The sequence below is a fragment of the Polaromonas sp. P1_F1 genome (genome assembly GCF_056405795.1).
In genome coordinates this window covers 415,637-432,834 of sequence record NZ_JBFUBJ010000002.1, presented here as the reverse complement: position 1 = coordinate 432,834, position 17,198 = coordinate 415,637, and the positions used below count along the sequence as shown (strand labels likewise).

The following is a 17,198-nucleotide window of genomic DNA, read 5'->3' as shown; positions in this document are numbered from 1 at the left end:
TAAAGAAAATTAACGGGGCGCGTCACGGGGAGGCAGGGCCTTGAGGCACTCCACCAGCATCTGGGCGGCCTCGCCCAGGCGGGGGCCAGGGCGTGACAGCAGGTCCATGCGTTCAGTATCCAGCAGGCACAGCTGCTGCTGGCGCACTGCCGGCAGTGCACTCCAGCCGGGGCGGTCTGACAGATTGGCCAGCGTGGCGCGCGGGCCAATGATGAGATCGGGGGGGCGGCGCAGCAGCAGCTCGGGGTTGATCCTGGGGAACAGGCCCAGGTCGCCGCTCACCACATTGACCAGGCCCAGCCTGGCCACGGTCTCGCCAATAAAGCTTTTTTCGCTGGCGGCAGACGACCCTGCCCCCACTTCCACATACACGCTGCGCCCGCGCAATGCGGCGGGCATGCGGCCCGCGGCGATGTCGAGTTCGGTGTCGATACGGACTATCAGTTCGTTGGCGCGGGCCGGTTCACCCAAGGTGTCGCCCAGCTTCACCAGCATGCGTTTCAGATCCGAATGGGTGCGGGCATCCAGCATCATCACCGGCACGCCCAGCGCCTGCAGGCGTTCCCCCGCGCGGCTGCGCGGACCCAGCAAGACCAGATTGGGACGCAAGGTCACAATGCGCTCGACCTGCGCGTCTTCCAGCCCGCCCACCTTGGGCAGCGCCAGTACCGGAACGGGCCAGGTGGAGTGGCGATCGGTGCCCACCAGCTGCGCGCAGCGGCCCAGCGCACACACGGCTTCGGTCAGCGAGGGCGCGAGCGTGACGATGCGCGACACCGGCTGCGAGCTCTGCGCCATCGCGAAGCTGCAGAGCAGCCCGAGAACTGCCAGCAACGAGACCGTGGGCAGCAGGCGCAATGCCATACGTGCAGCAAAACGTGAGCGGAATTCCTCTTCACCAGCCGGGGCCGCGGAACCGGCTTTGCCGGGCCGCAGGCGCAGCGCCCCCTCGGGGGGCAGCGCATTACACGGAGCCGAAGGCGAAGTGAAAAGCGTGGGGGCCATATTTCTAATCTTCAATGCCACGTTGCGCGGGCACGCCCGCCTTGAAGTGGTGCTTGATCAAAGTCATCTCCGTCACCGTATCCGCCAGGTCCACCAGCTCACCCGGTGCATTGCGGCCCGTCAACACCACGTGCACATGCGGCGGGCGCTCGCGCAGGCAGGTCAGGATGGTTTCCAGCGGAATCCAGCCGTAGCGCAGCGGGTACATGATTTCGTCCAGCACCACCATGAAGTGCTCGCCGGCGCGAATGGTGGCTTCTGCCTTGGCCCAGCCGTCGAGCGCCAGTTGCGCCGAATGGTCCAGGTCGCGGCTCTTCCAGCTGAAGCCGTCGCCCAGGCCTTCAATAGGAATACCCAACTGCTCGAACAAGCGGTGCTCACCAAAGCGCGCCGTAGGCACCTTCATGAACTGGTAGACCTTGACGGCCTTGCCCCGGCCGTGGGCACGCAGGGCCAGACCAAAGGCCGCCGTGCTCTTGCCCTTGCCGTGGCCGGTATTGATCATGATCAGGCCACGACGCTCGGCCGTGGGAACGACACGTTCGTAATCGACGGGTGGGGTTTCAATTTGCATGGGGGCTCTCTTTGCAGGATGGTTCACTTTGGGCAGCGCAATCCACTGCCCTTGCAAGGGGTGGACGGCAATGCGTCCGTCAAATACGTCTTCCAGTGCGCGGTGGGTGGCCAGATCGGCGCAGGCGCCTTGGTGGGTGATGCGGCCTTCAGCCATCACGACCATGGTGTCGGCTTGCAGCGCCATGGTGATCTCATGCAGCACGCTCACCACGGTTTTTCCTTCAGCCACCAGGGCACGCACCACGTCCAGCCAGTCGGCCTGGTGCGGCGGGTCGAGGTTGGCCAGGGGTTCGTCCATCAGCAGCACCTGAGCTTGCACTGCCAGCGCGCGGGCCAGCAGCACACGCTGGCGCTCGCCGCCCGACAGCTGCCCCAGGGCGCGCTCGCGCCAGTCCCAGGCGCGGGTGGCGCGCAGAGCCTGCTCCACCGCAGCACGGTCGGCGGCGCTGGGCGGCGCCAGCCAGGCCTGGTGCGGCAGGCGGCCCAGCATGGCCACGTCCCACACCGTCAAATCATCGGCAGAGGTTTCGTTCTGGCCCAGCCAGGCCAGCTGGCGGGCACGTTCACGATGCGGCAGGTTTTGCATCGGCTGGCCCAGCAGCGTGACACTGCCGCTGTGCGGCAGCACACCGGCCAGCGCCCTGAGCAAGGTGGACTTGCCTGCGCCGTTGGGGCCGACGATGCTGGTCCACCGACCCGCAGCAATGTCCAGGCTGATGCCGTGCAGCACGTGTTGCTTTTGCAAGCCATTTCCGAGGCTGGCCCCTATGGAGTCTGCGCCGATAGCTATTGAATTCATAGCATTTCTCATGCTGCACGCCCTCCGCCCAGGCTGCTGCTGCGGTGCATCAGCCACAACAAATAGCCGCCGCCCAGCACCGCGGTGAGCATGCCCACGGGCAGCTCCTGCGGCGCGATCAGCCAGCGTGCCAACGTGTCGGCCGCCATCAGCAGCACGCCGCCCATCAGGCTGGAGAGCAGCATCAGGTGCGCATGGGTAGTCTTCACCACCGAGCGCACCAGGTGCGGTGCGGCCAGGCCTACAAAAGCGATCAACCCGGTTTGAGCCACCGCGGTACCCGTAGCCAGCGCCAGTACCGCCACCAGCGCCGCGCGCATAGGCGCCACCGGCAGGCCCAGGCTGATCGCCGTAGCGTCACCCAAACTCAAACCATCAAGCACGCGCGCCAACAGCCACGCCGCCAGCACACACACGCCCCAGACACTGGCCATGAGCACGCACGAGGTCCAACCGACAAAGGCGGTCGAGCCCAGCATGAAGGCCTGCATGGCCTGCAACGATTCGGGCGAGAACAGCAGCACCAGGTGCGTCATGGCACCCAGCACCACGCCCACCACCACACCGGCCAGCAGCAGGCGCAGCGTGTGGCCCACACCGCGCGACAGCACCAGCGTGAGCATCACCGCGAACACCGCGCCCAGAAACGCCGCACCGGTCAGCCCCAGACGCACCCACAAGCTGCTGGAGAACACGCTGACGGCCATGCCGCCACTCATCATGCTGCCGCCCAACATGCCGGCGCCCCCACCCAAAGCGGCCAATGCCAGCGCCACGCCCAGCGAAGCACCCGAGGCGCTGCCCAGCAAATACGGATCCGCCAGCGGGTTGCGAAACAGGCCCTGGGCTACGGCACCGGCCAGGCCCAGCAAGGCGCCGGCGGCCCAGGCACCCAAGGTGCGCGGCAGGCGGATCTGCCAGATGATTTGCTGTGCCATGGCGGTTTGCTGCGGGTCCTGTGCGGGGTTGAGCAGCGGACGAATGAGGTTCTCCAGCCCCGCGCTGCCCACACAGATGCCCAACGCCACCAAAGCCAATGCCCCCAGCACACCGGCCCAGACCAGCCAGAAAACGCGAGCTTGCATCATGGTTTGGCTCCCGGGGCGGGCGCATTTTTCAGCAGACATTGGGCCATCAGGCGCGCACCTTCAGCCATGCGCGGACCGGGGCGTACCAGCATGTCAGCCTCGTCGGGTGGAAAGATGCAGACCCGCTGCTCGCGCAGTGCGCGGATGCTTTGCCAGCCGGGCCTGGCTGTCAAACCGCCGGCGCTGCGCTGGCCGATCATGATCAGGTCAGGGTTGGCGCGAACGATGTATTCGGGGTTGAGCTTGGGGAACGGCCCGAGCTTGGCCGGCACGATGTTTTTGGCACCCAGGCGCGTGAGCGTTTCACCAATAAAGGACGACTCGCCCGCCGCATACGGGCCCTGGTTGACCTCAAAGTAGACCTTCACATTGCGCACGCTGACCGGCAGCGACTGGGCCGCCGCGGAGACACCGACGTCAATCGCACGCCAGATGCGCGCGGCATCGGGCACATCGAGCAACTGGCCCAGCTTGAGCATCACACGCTGCACATCGGCATGGCGCTTGGGCTCCAGGGCCACTACCTTGATGCCCAACGCCTGTAGCCTTTCGCCCGCGCGCGACGAGGTGGCCATCAGCACCACATCGGGCTTGAGTGCCACGATCATCTCGATATTCGGGTCCAGCCCGCCACCGACCTGAGGCAGCTTTTGCACGCTGGCCGGGAAGTTGGAATAGCGGTCTACCCCCACCAGACGCTGGCATTGGCCCAGCTCGCACACGGTCTCCGTCAGCGAAGGTAGCAGGCTGACAATACGCTGCGGCGCGGCGGGCAAGGTGACGGTGACCCCTCGGTCATCGGTGACCTGCAAGGCACGAGCGACACCCGCCAGACCAAAGGTAAAGGCAAACGCAAAAACGAGCATTACCAAGACGCGGGGCGGCAGAGCGTTTTGCGCAGGTAAAGGAGGAGCCTGCAAAGCGGGCGGGGGACACGGAGCAAAACGCTCTGCCACCCCGCGTCTGTGCAACGGGAAAAGTCTATGAAAGCGGCGGAGGTCCATCTTCATGCCGCATCCTTCAAAGTCAGCGGCAACCCTGCCGCCATCAGCGTCACGCGCTGGCACGCAGCGGCCACATCCTGGTTCAGTTTGCCCAAGGCATCCACAAAGGCGCGAACCTCGCGCCCCATCGGAATCACGCCCAGGCCAATCTCATTGCCCACCAACACCACAGGGCCAGGGGCTTTGGAAATTGCTATCAAAAGAGAAGCTGCTGGCGCACTGTCCATGAGGGCTACAGGCTTATTTGACTCAAAATCCACGGGCATCAGCCGGTTAGTGAGCCACAGCGTCAGACAGTCCACCACCACCAAGGTGTCGGGCTGGCTGTGTTTTTGAATCGCCTCCGCCAGCGCCAACGGCTCTTCCACCGTGGTCATGCCGGGCACGCGCTCGGCGCGATCCGCCTGATGGCGGGCGATGCGCTGGCGCATCTCCTCGTCCCAAGGCAGTGCGGTGGCAATCAGCGCGGCGCGGTGGCCGAGTCTCTGGTCCAGCCACTGGCACGCCAGCAGTTCGGCGCGGCGTGACTTGCCACTTTTCTGGCCACCCAGAATCAATTCGCTTTTGGCAATCGTCATCGTGCTCATGATCGGAATGCTCCGGCTTGGTCAGCGTCCATCCACTGCAGGATGATCTGGTGCATCCTGGCCACGCCGTCGGTCAGCGCAGCGGGGCCGGGCTGCAGGATGTCGGGGGACTTGATCTCAAACAGCTGGTTGTGACGCACCGCATTCACCGCACCCCAGCCCTCGCGTGCCACCACGTTCTCGGGCCGGAATTTCTTGCCGCACCAGGAGCCCAGTATGAGATCCGGGTTACGGCGGACGATCTCGGCCCCGTCGGCGATGATGCGGTTCTTGCCCAGCGATTCGGCGGCGAGCTCAGGAAAGCAATCGTCACCTCCCGCGATGCCGATGAGCTCCGACACCCAGCGGATCGCGCTGATGTGCGGGCTGTCCCATTCTTCAAAATACACCTTGGGGCGGCGCGCACCCTTGGCGACCCTGGCCGCGACGGCCGCCTGCATGGCACGCAAATCGGCCTGCAACTGTGCAATGCGCTGCGCGCCCTGCTCCGCCTCACCCACCATGGCGGCCAGCTGGAACAGCATGGAGAAAATCTCGGCCACGCTGCGCTGGTTGAAGATCGTGACCTGCACGCCGCGCTTGACCAGGTCAGACGCAATATCGGCCTGCAGGTCCGAAAAGCCCAGCACGCAGTCGGGCTGCAGTTCCATGATCTTCTCGATCTTCGCGCTCAAGAAGGCGCTGACGCGCGGCTTCTCATCGCGCGCGCGTTTGGGCCGCACGGTGTAGCCCGAGATGCCCACAATGCGCTGCTGCTGGCCCAGCAGGTAAAGCCATTCGGTGGTCTCCTCGGTCAGGCAGACGATGCGCTGCGGGCCGGGTTGGTAGTGCAGCAAGTCCGTCATGCAGTCACCTCTACAGGTGCCGTGAACAGCTCCGCCACCGCTTCGGGGCAAGACGGGAACCAGGCGTGGAAGTAACTGGCGCGCACCGCACCTTGCTGCCATACGGCCTCGCCCGCATCCGGCGCAGGCGCGGTGCCCGGCCGCGAGGTGCGTGCCGCGGGCTGTAGCGGCGTGGCCGTGGTCGAGTAATGGAAAGTGTGGCCGCGCAAGGTACCGCTTTCCAGGGCCAGCTGCTGCGGGCCCAGGCCAGCCAGCAGCTTTTGCATGGTCACTTCGCCAGGCAGCACACCCCATTGCACATGGTGTTGGCCATCCAGCGTGACCAGCGTCTCAAACAGAGCCATCATGCCGCCGCACTCGGCCCATACAGGTTTGCCTGCGGAAATGTGTGCGGCCAGGCTTTCCCGCATAGGGGTGTTAGCGGCAATCGCCTCTGCGTGCAGCTCAGGGTAGCCGCCGGGAATCCACAGCGCGTCGCATGCAGGCAGCGCCGCGCCAGACAGCGGCGAAAAAAACACCAGCTCAGCACCCAGCGCGCGCAGGGTATCGAGGTTGGCCGCGTAGATAAAACAGAAAGCGGCATCGTGCGCAACAGCGATGGTTCTGCCTTTCAGCATGGGAGCAGTGGGCGCAGAGGCTTCCGGCGCCGCGAAGTCCACCGCCCATCGCTGTAAGTCGTCCAGGGTCATCTGACCCAGCGGCGTGGTGGCCAGCGTATCGGCTGCGGCGTCCAGCCTTTCCATGGCATCTGCCACTTCGGTCGCCACGGTCAGGCCCAGGTGGCGCTTGGGCAGGCTCATGGCGGGATTGCGCAGCACTGCACCCAACCATTGGTCCGGCGCCACGCTGGCCTGCAGCATGCCCGCATGGCGCACATTGGCCACGCGATTGGCCAGCACCCCGGCCCAGGGCATGTCGGGGCGATAGTGCTGCAGGCCAAAGGCCAGCGCGCCAAAGGTAGCCACCATGCCCGATGCATCCACCACCGCCAGCACCGGCAAGCCAAAGCGCTGCGCCAGGTCGGCCGCGCTGGGCTCACCGTCAAACAGGCCCATCACGCCTTCCACAATGACCAGGTCGGCCTCCAGCGCCGCCGCATGGAGACGCGCGCGGCAATCGTCCTCGCCCGTCATCCACAGATCCATCTGGTACACCGGCGTGCCGCTGGCCAGGGCGTGCCAGCACGGGTCCAGAAAATCCGGCCCGCACTTGAAAACCCGAACCCGGCGGCCCTGCCGCGCATGCAGGCGCGCCAGCGCGCAGGTCACCGTCGTCTTGCCCTGGCCGGAAGCCGGGGCGGCGATGAGGATGGCAGGGCAACGGACGGAGGTTTGCATGGCTGGTGTGGATGAGGCTTACTTACTGGGGCGCCCAGGTCAGGCCGACGTACACAGAGCGCCGGCCATTGGCGTAAGTGCCGGCAGTCTGGTAGGCCTTGTCGGTCACATTGTCCAGCTTGGCGACCAGTTTCCAGTCGCGCGACAGCGCCGTCGTGGCGCTCAGGTTCACGAGCGAGTAGCCTGGCAGCACGACGTTGCTGGTGTCGCTGTCGAAGGTGTGCGAGGCCATCACCAGGTCGGTCGCCAGTTGCCAGCCGCCCACCGGCATCTCGGCGCCCAGCGTGCCATATTGGCGGGAGCGGCGCTGCAGGGTTCGGTTGGTGACCAGGTTCTTGGGATTCTGCAGATCCAGCGAGCCGTGGATGTGAACATTGCCCAGCGTCTCGGCAGCCGTGAATGTCAGCCCTGTGTACTGCGCCTGGGCCGTATTGGCATAACAGGAACGATTGCTCTGCACCGTCGGCGGGCCGCCATTGATGCAGGGACCGTTGCCCGTGACGAAGCTCAGCAGGTTGGTCAGGCGGTTGCGATAAGCGGTGACACCGTACTGGGCAGTCCCCTGGCTGTATTTGAGCGCCATTTCCACGCTGCGGCCGGATTCGGGCTTCAAGGTCGAGGTGCCGTAAATGCTGAAACGCTGGTACAGCGTGGGGACCCGGAAGGAGGTGCCGGCGGATGCGGACACTTTCCACTGTGGCGTGAGCGCAAAGGCATAGGCGGCGGAGCCGGTGGTCTTTCCGCCGAATTCGCTGTCCGTGTCATGGCGGGCGTTGAACTGCACCGTGTGCGCGCCGCCGCTCCAGCCGTAGCCCAGGCTCACGCCATCCAGCGAACGGTTCCCGTTGAGGGTGCTCATGCCAGCCGGCACGGCCGAGGAGCCAACCAGGAGGAACACATCGCGACGGCTTTCCAGTGTGGCGCTCAGGAGATGCGCGCCAATGCGGTATTCGTTCTGGAACAACAACGTGCTGATGGTGCTCTTGTCGTAAGAAATCTGCGGGGTCGAGCCGTTCAGGCCTTCTTCACCTGAATCGGTACCTTGCGTGATCGTCAGCTTGGTGCTGTATTGGCCAGACCATTTGGCTTCCCACTGCAGGCCCAGGGTCTGCAGGTCGCTGATGCGGCGAAAGTCGCGTGTGAGGCCGCCGTCGTACTGCGCATCCATATGGCTCTGCAACACATTGGCTTCAATGCGGTGGTCAGGGTTGATCTGCAAACCCAGTTTGGCATTGGCGCTCTGGCTTTTGTAGCCGTCGGCATCGGGGTTTTGAGCCGGGATGGTCCGGGCATTGAAGCCATCGCTTTGTCCCTGCGTCAAGCCCAGCGAATAGTCAAAGCCGCCCGCTGAACCGCTGGCGGCGAGCTCGACCCGGCTGGTGTTGTAGGAGCCGTAGCCGACCGTCACGGAAGGCGAAAAACGGCCTTGGCCGCGCTTGGTGAAAATCTGGATCACGCCGGCCACGGCGTCGGAGCCATAGACTGCGCTGCTGGGGCCGCGCACGATCTCAATGCGATCAATCAGCGAGAGGGGAATGTTGTTCCAGGAGGCGGCTCCAGCCGTCGTCTGCGACTCCACCCTCACGCCGTCTACAAAAACCGGGGTGTGGCGGGTTTCACCGCCACGCACAAAAACGCTTGTATTGCTGCCGATACCGCCGTTACGGGTGATCTGTATGCCTGGCACGCGAACCAGAACGTCAGCCAGCCCCACCGGGCCGGCGCGCTCTATGGTTTCACGGTCAATGACCGTGACATCAGCAATGACATCGCCGATGGGTTGGGCGCTGCGCGTAGCGGTTACCACCATTTCCTTGAGTTGTGGCGCCGCGCCGGCCTGAGCCGCCGGGGCAGTCTGGGACAAGGCGGGAAATGCAGCGGCCACAGCCAGCGGAAGCACGGCAAGGCGTGTGTGGAAAACACAGGTTTTCATGGAATCAGACAATCAACAAAATACCCTCACTGGCTTCCCCGCCAGTGCATGAGCGTTACAAACGCTCATGCCAGTTCATGGACGTGCGCGTTCACCTTGTTGGCCGGTATCCGGGCTGACGGAACTGCCTCCATCGCCTTCCCAAGCGTGTGTTCAAAACGCTCAGTGGCTAGTGATGAAAGCTGAATGGGCTTCTGACTTGACGTCAGGAGCCCATTCGTCCGTATTACCGTTGCGGGGGCAGCGCAGGTTAAAGGTCTCGGCGCCAGCGAATCAGGTTGACCTGATGCATGGCTTTGACCCCCTCCTGCTTCCCGTTGAACTGCAGCGTGCGAACCACACTGCGGGCACCAACAGGGCAGATTCTACGCGGGCCTTCCCCATGTCCGGCCGCAAACCCTACAATCGGAGCTGCCATGTCGAACCAAACCCAAATCGACCAGATCGTCGAACGCGTTGAGCGGCTCCTGCTGCGCTATGAGGAGCTGCAGCGTACCAACGAGCTCCTGGTGGAGCAGGTCGGCGTTCTGACGCACGAACGCGACTCCCTCAAATCGCGGCTGGGCGCGGCACGCGCCCGTGTGGATGCACTGCTGGAGCGCCTGCCCGAAACCAACGGGCACGCCGTCAAAAACACTGTGGGAACCGAGTCATGAAACAGCTCGAAGTGCAGATCATGGGCCAAAGCTATTTGCTGGGCTGCCCCGAAAATGGCGACGCCCGAATGCTGGACGCCGTGAACCGTGTTGACATGGCCATGTGCAGGATTCGCGATGCCGGGAAAATCAAGGCACGTGACCGCATTGCCGTTCTGGCGGCGCTCAATCTCGCCTTTGAGCTCCCCGAGCGCACGCCAAACGCTACGCCCACACCCGCCGCGGCAACAGCGGAAACAACCGCCAGTGCTGGCGAAACAACGCATCCGCAACTCACAGCCTTGCTACAGCGGCTTGACACGGCCCTGGGCGTTGACGGCCGCCTGCTTTAAGCCCGCGCACCCCTGCGGTAAATCACTCCCTACTTCGCGCGCGAGGGCCGCAAAGGCCTACAATGAACATGTCTGCGATGCGCATTGGGCTTTATATTTCCTTGAACCAATGCTCTTCGAGCACGGGCTTGGTAAATTGTCCGGCAGGTGTGATCGTCTCGCGTCAGACGAACCCGAAACCTGACTGMCCTCGCCCACCTGAACCCCGGTTCAGGATGACGGTCCAGTGGCACTCGCAGACACCTTTCTTTTCTTGTCCCGGATCCGAACGGAATCCAGGCCGCGAACAAAAACAATAGCCGGTTGTGGGCCCAGCCCGCCGTGCCACAGCAGATCTGATGTCTCTCGAACCCCAACTTATTGCCGAACTTCTCTTGTTGGGTCTGTGCACCGGTTTTCTTGCAGGCCTGCTGGGCATCGGCGGCGGGATGCTGATGGTGCCGTTCATCACCTTCATCCTTACGGCAAAGGGCTACCCGCAGGAATACACCGTGAAAATGGCGGTCGCCACCTCGCTGGCCACCATCTGCTTCACCTCGTTGTCATCAGTGCGTGCGCATCACCGGCGCGGGGCCGTGCTGTGGCCCATCGTTCGGCTGCTGGCGCCCGGCATTTTGCTGGGGTCATTGATTGGCGCCCAACTGGCAGTGGCCTTGCCGGGCAAGATCCTCAGCATCCTGTTTGCCGTTTTTGTGGCGTTTTCAGCCACCCAGATGTTTCTGGGCCGTAAACCCAAACCCAGCCGCACCCTGCCCGGCCGCCTGGGCACCTTTGGCATGGGTGGTGTCATCGGCATGCTGTCTTCACTGGTGGGTGCAGGCGGCGCCTTCGTTTCGGTGCCCTTCATGACCTGGTGCAACGTGAAAATCCATGACGCCGTGGGAACCTCGGCAGCCCTTGGTTTTCCAATCGCGCTGGCCGGCACCCTGGGCTACATCTGGGCCGGCCAGAATCTCCCGCAAATGCCGCCCGGCTCCATCGGCTTTCTGTACCTGCCAGGGCTGGTCATCATCTCGGTGGCCAGTATTTGCACAGCGCCGCTGGGCGCACGCACGGCGCATCGCATGGACATCCAGCCGCTAAAGAAAGTCTTCGCGGTCGTGCTGTATATCCTGGCAGCCTATTTCCTGCTGCGCTAACCCTTGTTGTGCTAACGGCGGGTGACAGCACGCCGGGGCTGTGCCGTTTTGGGGCGAAAACCAATCGTCTGCTCGATCAACACCCCGCCATCCGTCATCAAAAAAGTCTTGAACGCCTGCGCTACCGGCGTCAGCCGCTTGTTGCGGCGGTGCACGACATACCAATTCAGCATCAACGGAAAACCCTGCACGTCGAGCACGGTCAGGCTGCCCACCTGAAGTTCGCGGCTGATGGTATGCGCCGACAGAAAACTCACCCCCATGCCCGCGATCACGGCCTGTTTGATGGTTTCCGTGCTCTTGATCTCCATCGCGATGTTGAGGTCGGCCAGGTGCGCGCCGAAGCCCTCCTCCATCGAATTCCAGGTATCGGAACCCTTTTCACGCACAACAAAGGGTTCGCTGGCCAGGCGCGATAGCGGAATGCGCTTTTTGGCTGCCAGCGGATGGTTGGGCGCCGCCACAACAACATAAGGGTGCGGGGCGAAAGGTTCGCTCACTGTGTCCATATCCAGCGGCGGGCGCACCATGACGGCCAGATCCGTCAGGTTATCGGTCAGCTGGCTCAAGAGTTCCTCGCGATTGCAGACGCCGAAGTCCAGCGTCACGCCCGAGTGGCGCCGTGCGAACTCGACGAGCAGGCGCGGAAAAAAATAATCGCCGGCGCTGATCACCGCAACATTCAGCTTGCCGCCGGAGATGCCCTTGAACTGCGCCATGGCTTCTTCCACCTCCTTGAACTGCTGGATGATGATCCGGCTGGAGTGAAGCATCTCAATGCCCGCCGGCGTGAGATGAATTTTTTTTCCGAGCTGCTCAAACAGTGGAAGGCCTGCGTGGTCTTCCAGTTTGTTGACCTGGATGGACACCGCCGGCTGTGTCAAGTGCAGCTCTTCGGCGGCTCGCGAAAAGCTCAAGTTGCGGGCCACAGCCTCGAACACCTTAAGCTGGCGCAACGTCGCATTCTTCATCTCGGCCCCTTTAATCCATAACTCATAAGTAATTCATGGTATCAAATGGGTTAGCAATGAATAATCATTCATTACAGGCCGGTCGACCTGGGCAAGCTTTCGCCCGTAGCTATTTCTGGTCCGCCCACCAGGACTCGCCGAACTGGCCTTGCAGCCAGCCGACAAAGCCGTTGACCTTGGCCGGCACCAATTGGGGCGAAGGATAAACAGCATGGATTTCCTGCGATGGCAGCACCCAGCCGCTCAGGAGGGGCACCAGAGTACCGCTGCGCACCGACTCATGCGCCACATACCGGGGCAAGGCAGCCACGCCCATACCGCCGCGCGCTGCCACCAGCAGCGCCGAGAGATTGTTCGAGCGCAGCGGCCCACTGACCGAGACCTGACGCGCTTGGCCTTCGGCTCCGTTGAAATGCCAGCGCGCATCGCCTTGCACCGTGCTGTAGATCAGCGCATCGTGCGTGACAAGATCCGCAGGATCGGCCGGCGCACCGCGCTTCTTGATGTAATCGGGCGAGGCCACGACCACCCACGGGTTGATACCCAGGTAACGCGCCCCTAACGTCGAGTCAGCGAGCGGCCCCATCCGGATCGCCACGTCAATGCCTTGCTCAACCAGGTTGACATAACGGTCTTCAAAGTTCAGCTCGATTTGCAATTTGGGGTGCATCTGCATGAAACGCATGACCAGCGGCACCAGCACGCGCCGTCCGAAAGCTACGGAGGTAGTGATTCGCAGGCCGCCCTGGACCTGCGACTGCAATAGCGCCGCCACCGTCTCGGCCTCTTCGACATGGTGCGCGATCAGCTTGCACTTGGCGTAATACAGTGCGCCGATCTCGGTGGGCGTCACGCCACGGGTCGAACGATGGAGCAGCCGTGAACCCAGCTGCTTTTCCAGTTGCACCACCAGCTTGGTGGCCGACGGCTGGCCCATACCCATATCGGCAGCAGCCTTGCTGAAAGAGCCGAGGTCAACCACGCGAATGAAAAGCCGGATGGCTTGAATGCGGTCCATGGCCGCAAGTAGACCACGGCGACATCGGCCAGGCAATCATTTATTCCAAATTGGAATAAGCGTAATGCACGGGATGGGGCTTCCCCGCAGCCATCAACGCCGCGACCATCCGTCCAACGATCAGCAACCCTCTAGGAGACTTCAATGGCAAAAATGAAGGCCGCCATGGCCGCCGTTCTGGTGATGGAAAAAGAAGGCATCACGCAAGCTTTTGGTGTGCCCGGCGCAGCCATCAACCCGTTTTACTCCGCACTGCGTGAGCGCCAGTCAATCACGCATATCCTGGCGCGGCACGTCGAGGCCGCATCGCACATGGCCGAAGGCTACACACGCGCCAAGGCCGGAAACATCGGGGTGTGCATAGGCACCAGCGGCCCAGCCGGTACCGACATGATCACCGGGCTGTACTCGGCAATTGCCGACAGCATCCCCATTTTGTGCATCACCGGGCAGGCGCCCCGTGCGCGCCTGTACAAGGAGGATTTCCAGGCAGTAGACATTGAATCCATCTCCAAGCCGGTCACTAAATGGAGCGTGACTGTGCGTGAGCCGGCCTTGGTGCCGCGTTCCTTCCAGCAGGCCTTTCACCTGATGCGCTCGGGACGACCCGGCCCGGTGCTGATCGACCTGCCTTTTGATGTGCAGATGGCCGAAATTGAATTCGACATTGACACCTATGAGCCGCTACCGGTCTACAAGCCGGCTGCAAGCCGCAAACAGATCGAAAAAGCACTCGACATGCTTGCTGCTTCCAGCAAGCCTTTGATCGTCGCCGGCGGCGGCATCATCAATGCCGACGCCTCCGATTTGTTGGTCGAGTTTGCCGAACTCACCGGTGTGCCGGTGATCCCCACGCTGATGGGCTGGGGCACCATTCCCGACGATCACCCCCTGATGGCCGGCATGTGCGGACTGCAAACCAGCCACCGCTACGGCAACGCCACCATGCTGGCCAGCGACTTCGTCATCGGCATCGGCAACCGCTGGGCCAACCGCCACACCGGTTCGCCCGAGGTGTATTGCAAAGGCCGCACCTTTGTGCACGTCGATATCGAGCCGACGCAGATTGGCCGGGTGTTCAATCCGGACTTTGGCATTGTCAGCGACGCCAAAGCCGCACTGGAACTGCTGGTGCAGGTCGCCCGCGAACGCAAGATGGCGAAGAGCCTGCCCGACTATGGCAACTGGGCCACCCGCTGTGCTGAGCGGAAAAAGCTCATGCACCGCAAGTCCCACTTTACCGAGACCCCCATCAAACCGATGCGCGTGTATGAAGAAATGAACAAGGTGTTCCCGCGCGACACCATTTACGTGACAACCATTGGCCTGAGCCAGATTGCCGGCGCGCAGTTTCTCAATGTGTACGGGCCACGCCAGTGGATCAACTGCGGCCAGGCGGGGCCGCTGGGTTGGACCATCCCCGCGGCCCTCGGTGTAGTGGCCGCCGACCCGACACGTACCGTTGTCGGGCTGTCCGGCGACTACGACTTTCAGTTCCTGATGGAAGAGCTGGCCGTGGGTGCGCAGTTCAACCTGCCTTATGTGCAGGTGCTGGTCAACAACAGCTATCTGGGCCTGATCCGCCAGGCCCAGCGAGGTTTTGAGATGGACTACTGCGTACAGCTTGCTTTCGAAAACCAGAACGTACCGGCAGGCGAAGGTGATCTGCGCAGTTACGGCGTGGATCACCAGGCTGTGGTGCAAGGCCTGGGCTGCAAGTCATTGCGCGTGACCGATCCTGAAAAGATCAATGACGCCATGGTCGAGGCGCAGGTGATGGCACGCAAATACCGGGTGCCGGTGGTTGTGGAAGTCATCCTCGAAAAGGTCACCAATATCGCCATGGGCACGGAGATCGACAAGGTCAACGAGTTCGAAGACATCGACTGCCGCCACCCCAAGGGCCGTGAAGGCCTGGAACTGGCCGGCTTGCTTGAGTAAGCCCCTAGCAACGGCCAACGCCCCACCAGCAAAGAAATCATGCCTAAATTTTCCGCCAATCTCAGCATGCTCTATACCGAGCATGCGTTCCTCGACCGCTTTGAACCGGCTGCGAAGGCCGGCTTCAAGGCGGTAGAGTTTCTTTTCCCCTACGCCTTCAGTGCCGCCGATATCAAGGCCAGGCTCAACAGCAACGGTCTGCAGCTGGTGCTGCACAATCTGCCCGCCGGCGACTGGGAGGCCGGCGAACGCGGCATTGCCTGTCACCCTGATCGTGTGGAGGAATTCCGTGCCGGTGTGACCCAAGCCATCACGTATGCCCAGGTGCTCGGTGTAGGTCAACTCAACTGCCTGGCCGGCAAAACACCAGTGGGTGCCAGTGATGCCGTTCTGCGCACGACTTTTGTCAATAACCTGCGCTATGCATCCATCGAACTGAAAAAGGCCGGCCTCAAATTACTGATCGAACCGATCAACACCTTTGACATTCCGGGCTTCTACCTGAACCGCACGGCTCAGGCACTGGACATTCTGGACGAGGTCGGTGCCAACAACGCCTTCGTGCAGTACGACATCTACCACGCGCAGCGCATGGAAGGCGAAGTGGCGGCGACGATACAAAAACATCTGGCACGCATCGCCCACATCCAGCTGGCCGACAACCCCGGCCGCAACGAGCCGGGCACCGGCGAGATCAACTACGCATTTTTGTTCACGCACCTGGACCGCCTTGGCTATGGCGGCTGGATAGGCTGCGAATACAAACCTGCCAGCACGACGGACGCAGGACTGGGCTGGCGCCAGCGCCTGACAAGCTGACCCGCACCATCTCACAAGGACTACGTTTACATGACCTCCAACGCCCTGAAAATCGGCTTCGTCGGCCTCGGCATCATGGGCGCTCCCATGGCCGGCCATCTGATCAAGGCTGGGCATCAGCTGTTTGTCCATACCCTCGGCAAGATGCCCGATGCAATTGCCAGTGGCAGCGCCACGCAATGCGTGAATTCCCGTGGCGTAGCTGAGCGCGCGGACATCATCTTCATCATGGTGCCCGATACCCCTGACGTGGAGGCTGCGCTGTTCAGCGAAGGCGGTATCGCAGCCGGTCTGAAGGGTTCGGCCGCAGACGCAGGTGAACGCAAGGTTGTCGTCGACATGAGCTCCATCTCGCCCATAGCCACCAAAACCTTTGCGCAGAAAATCAACACACTGGGCTGCGACTACCTTGACGCACCGGTTTCCGGCGGCGAAGTCGGTGCCAAAAATGCGACGCTGTCCATCATGGTCGGCGGCCCACAAGCCGTGTTTGAACGCATCAAGCCGCTGTTTGAATTGATGGGCAAGAACATCACGCTGGTTGGCGGTAACGGTGACGGCCAGACCGCCAAGGTGGCAAACCAGATCATCGTGGCGCTCAACATCGAAGCGGTGGCCGAGGCGCTGCTGTTTGCCGCCCGCGCCGGCGCTGACCCGGCGCGTGTACGCCAGGCCTTGATGGGCGGCTTCGCGTCATCGAAGATTCTGGAGGTGCATGGTGAACGCATGGTCAAGCGCACGTTTGACCCGGGTTTTCGCATCGAGCTTCACCAGAAGGACTTGAACCTGGCGCTCTCGACTGCGCGCCTGCTCGGCATCTCGCTGCCCAACACGGCCACCGCGCAGGAGCTGTTCAACTCCTGCGTCGCACACGGCGGCAAAACCTGGGACCACTCCGCAATGGTGCGCGCATTGGAGAAACTGGCCAACTTCGAGATTGGCCAGCAGGCCGGGTGATCGTTGCCGGAACGCGCGCACAAGCGTGGATCCGGCGTCTTTGCGTTGCGTCCGTTTGCACCGGGAGTTAACAGTCCCCAAAGTCGCACCGCACCGCTCATGCAGCCGGCATTGGGCCTGTTATTGGTCCAGCCGAAGAAAAAATCCCATGCGGCCGGATCGCATTCCGTGATGGAACTGCCGAAAAAACT

The 17,198-nt window shown here is 62.7% G+C and carries 16 protein-coding genes, 1 other RNA gene, 1 pseudogene and 1 riboswitch; of the genes and pseudogenes, 7 read left to right on the top strand and 11 right to left on the bottom strand.

Going from position 1 to position 17,198, the window contains the following annotated elements; genetic code table 11:
• Positions 1-9: 9 nt before the first annotated feature.
• The 9 genes and pseudogenes from AC1DZE_RS08170 to AC1DZE_RS08130 all read right to left on the bottom strand — a co-directional run bounded on the left by AC1DZE_RS08170 (position 10) and on the right by AC1DZE_RS08130 (position 9,174).
• Positions 10-864, bottom strand: coding sequence for an ABC transporter substrate-binding protein (locus tag AC1DZE_RS08170; RefSeq protein WP_477669207.1), 855 nt, complete (start codon positions 862-864; stop codon positions 10-12).
• Positions 865-1,009: 145 nt separating this feature from the next.
• On the bottom strand, positions 1,010-1,579 hold the full coding sequence (gene cobO, locus AC1DZE_RS08165) for a cob(I)yrinic acid a,c-diamide adenosyltransferase (protein WP_457280977.1): 570 nt from the start codon (positions 1,577-1,579) through the stop codon (positions 1,010-1,012).
• A gap of 294 nt (positions 1,580-1,873) precedes the next feature.
• A pseudogene (locus AC1DZE_RS08160) lies at positions 1,874-2,296 on the bottom strand (ABC transporter ATP-binding protein); the annotation flags it as partial.
• Between the two features lie 92 nt (positions 2,297-2,388).
• Positions 2,389-3,468 carry a FecCD family ABC transporter permease gene (locus AC1DZE_RS08155; protein WP_477689412.1) on the bottom strand — a complete coding sequence of 360 codons (1,080 nt, stop codon included), beginning with the start codon at positions 3,466-3,468 and terminating at the stop codon, positions 2,389-2,391.
• Positions 3,465-4,334: an ABC transporter substrate-binding protein gene (locus AC1DZE_RS08150; protein ID WP_477669205.1), complete on the bottom strand. Its 870-nt coding sequence runs from the start codon at positions 4,332-4,334 to the stop codon at positions 3,465-3,467. Before AC1DZE_RS08150 ends, AC1DZE_RS08155 begins: the two co-directional genes overlap by 4 nt.
• A gap of 140 nt (positions 4,335-4,474) precedes the next feature.
• The gene (locus AC1DZE_RS08145; RefSeq protein ID WP_477699937.1) at positions 4,475-5,059 is read right to left on the bottom strand and encodes a bifunctional adenosylcobinamide kinase/adenosylcobinamide-phosphate guanylyltransferase; all 585 of its coding nucleotides are present in this window, start codon (positions 5,057-5,059) and stop codon (positions 4,475-4,477) included.
• Positions 5,056-5,904 carry an ABC transporter substrate-binding protein gene (locus AC1DZE_RS08140; protein ID WP_477669203.1) on the bottom strand — a complete coding sequence of 283 codons (849 nt, stop codon included), beginning with the start codon at positions 5,902-5,904 and terminating at the stop codon, positions 5,056-5,058. The genes AC1DZE_RS08145 and AC1DZE_RS08140 overlap by 4 nt, the downstream gene beginning before the upstream one ends.
• Positions 5,901-7,241, bottom strand: a complete 1,341-nt coding sequence (locus AC1DZE_RS08135) for a cobyrinate a,c-diamide synthase (protein WP_477673724.1) — start codon at positions 7,239-7,241, stop codon at positions 5,901-5,903. Before AC1DZE_RS08135 ends, AC1DZE_RS08140 begins: the two co-directional genes overlap by 4 nt.
• A gap of 22 nt (positions 7,242-7,263) precedes the next feature.
• Positions 7,264-9,174 carry a TonB-dependent receptor domain-containing protein gene (locus AC1DZE_RS08130; RefSeq protein WP_477673723.1) on the bottom strand — a complete coding sequence of 637 codons (1,911 nt, stop codon included), beginning with the start codon at positions 9,172-9,174 and terminating at the stop codon, positions 7,264-7,266.
• Between the two features lie 84 nt (positions 9,175-9,258).
• Positions 9,259-9,544, bottom strand: a riboswitch (cobalamin riboswitch).
• A 46-nt stretch (positions 9,545-9,590) separates the two neighbouring features.
• On the opposite strand from AC1DZE_RS08130, the gene AC1DZE_RS08125 reads away from it, so the two are divergent.
• From AC1DZE_RS08125 to AC1DZE_RS08110, 4 genes are all read left to right on the top strand, one after another.
• Entirely contained in the window at positions 9,591-9,830 is a 240-nt protein-coding gene (locus AC1DZE_RS08125) for a DUF904 domain-containing protein (protein WP_477646586.1), read from the top strand.
• Entirely contained in the window at positions 9,827-10,162 is a 336-nt protein-coding gene (locus AC1DZE_RS08120; RefSeq protein ID WP_477674747.1) for a cell division protein ZapA, read from the top strand. The genes AC1DZE_RS08125 and AC1DZE_RS08120 overlap by 4 nt, the downstream gene beginning before the upstream one ends.
• 66 nt (positions 10,163-10,228) lie before the next feature.
• Positions 10,229-10,408: non-coding RNA, 6S RNA (ssrS, locus tag AC1DZE_RS08115), on the top strand.
• 92 nt (positions 10,409-10,500) lie between these two features.
• Positions 10,501-11,301, top strand: a complete 801-nt coding sequence (locus AC1DZE_RS08110) for a sulfite exporter TauE/SafE family protein (protein ID WP_457280493.1) — start codon at positions 10,501-10,503, stop codon at positions 11,299-11,301.
• 11 nt (positions 11,302-11,312) lie between these two features.
• On the opposite strand, the gene AC1DZE_RS08105 is transcribed toward AC1DZE_RS08110, so the two are convergent.
• On the bottom strand, positions 11,313-12,272 hold the full coding sequence (locus AC1DZE_RS08105) for a LysR family transcriptional regulator (protein WP_477699936.1): 960 nt from the start codon (positions 12,270-12,272) through the stop codon (positions 11,313-11,315).
• A gap of 109 nt (positions 12,273-12,381) precedes the next feature.
• On the bottom strand, positions 12,382-13,290 hold the full coding sequence (locus AC1DZE_RS08100; protein WP_477672765.1) for a LysR family transcriptional regulator: 909 nt from the start codon (positions 13,288-13,290) through the stop codon (positions 12,382-12,384).
• A gap of 144 nt (positions 13,291-13,434) precedes the next feature.
• On the opposite strand from AC1DZE_RS08100, the gene gcl reads away from it, so the two are divergent.
• From gcl to glxR, 3 genes are read left to right on the top strand one after another with little or no spacing between them, the layout of a single operon-like run.
• Positions 13,435-15,231 (top strand): glyoxylate carboligase, encoded by a 1,797-nt coding sequence (gcl, locus tag AC1DZE_RS08095; RefSeq protein WP_477669198.1) that lies wholly within the window; start codon positions 13,435-13,437, stop codon positions 15,229-15,231.
• Positions 15,232-15,270: 39 nt separating this feature from the next.
• Positions 15,271-16,050 (top strand): hydroxypyruvate isomerase, encoded by a 780-nt coding sequence (gene hyi, locus AC1DZE_RS08090; protein ID WP_477669197.1) that lies wholly within the window; start codon positions 15,271-15,273, stop codon positions 16,048-16,050.
• A 30-nt stretch (positions 16,051-16,080) separates the two neighbouring features.
• Complete coding sequence (glxR, locus tag AC1DZE_RS08085; protein WP_477669196.1) at positions 16,081-17,007, top strand: 2-hydroxy-3-oxopropionate reductase; 927 nt, start codon at positions 16,081-16,083, stop codon at positions 17,005-17,007.
• Positions 17,008-17,198: the final 191 nt, after the last annotated feature.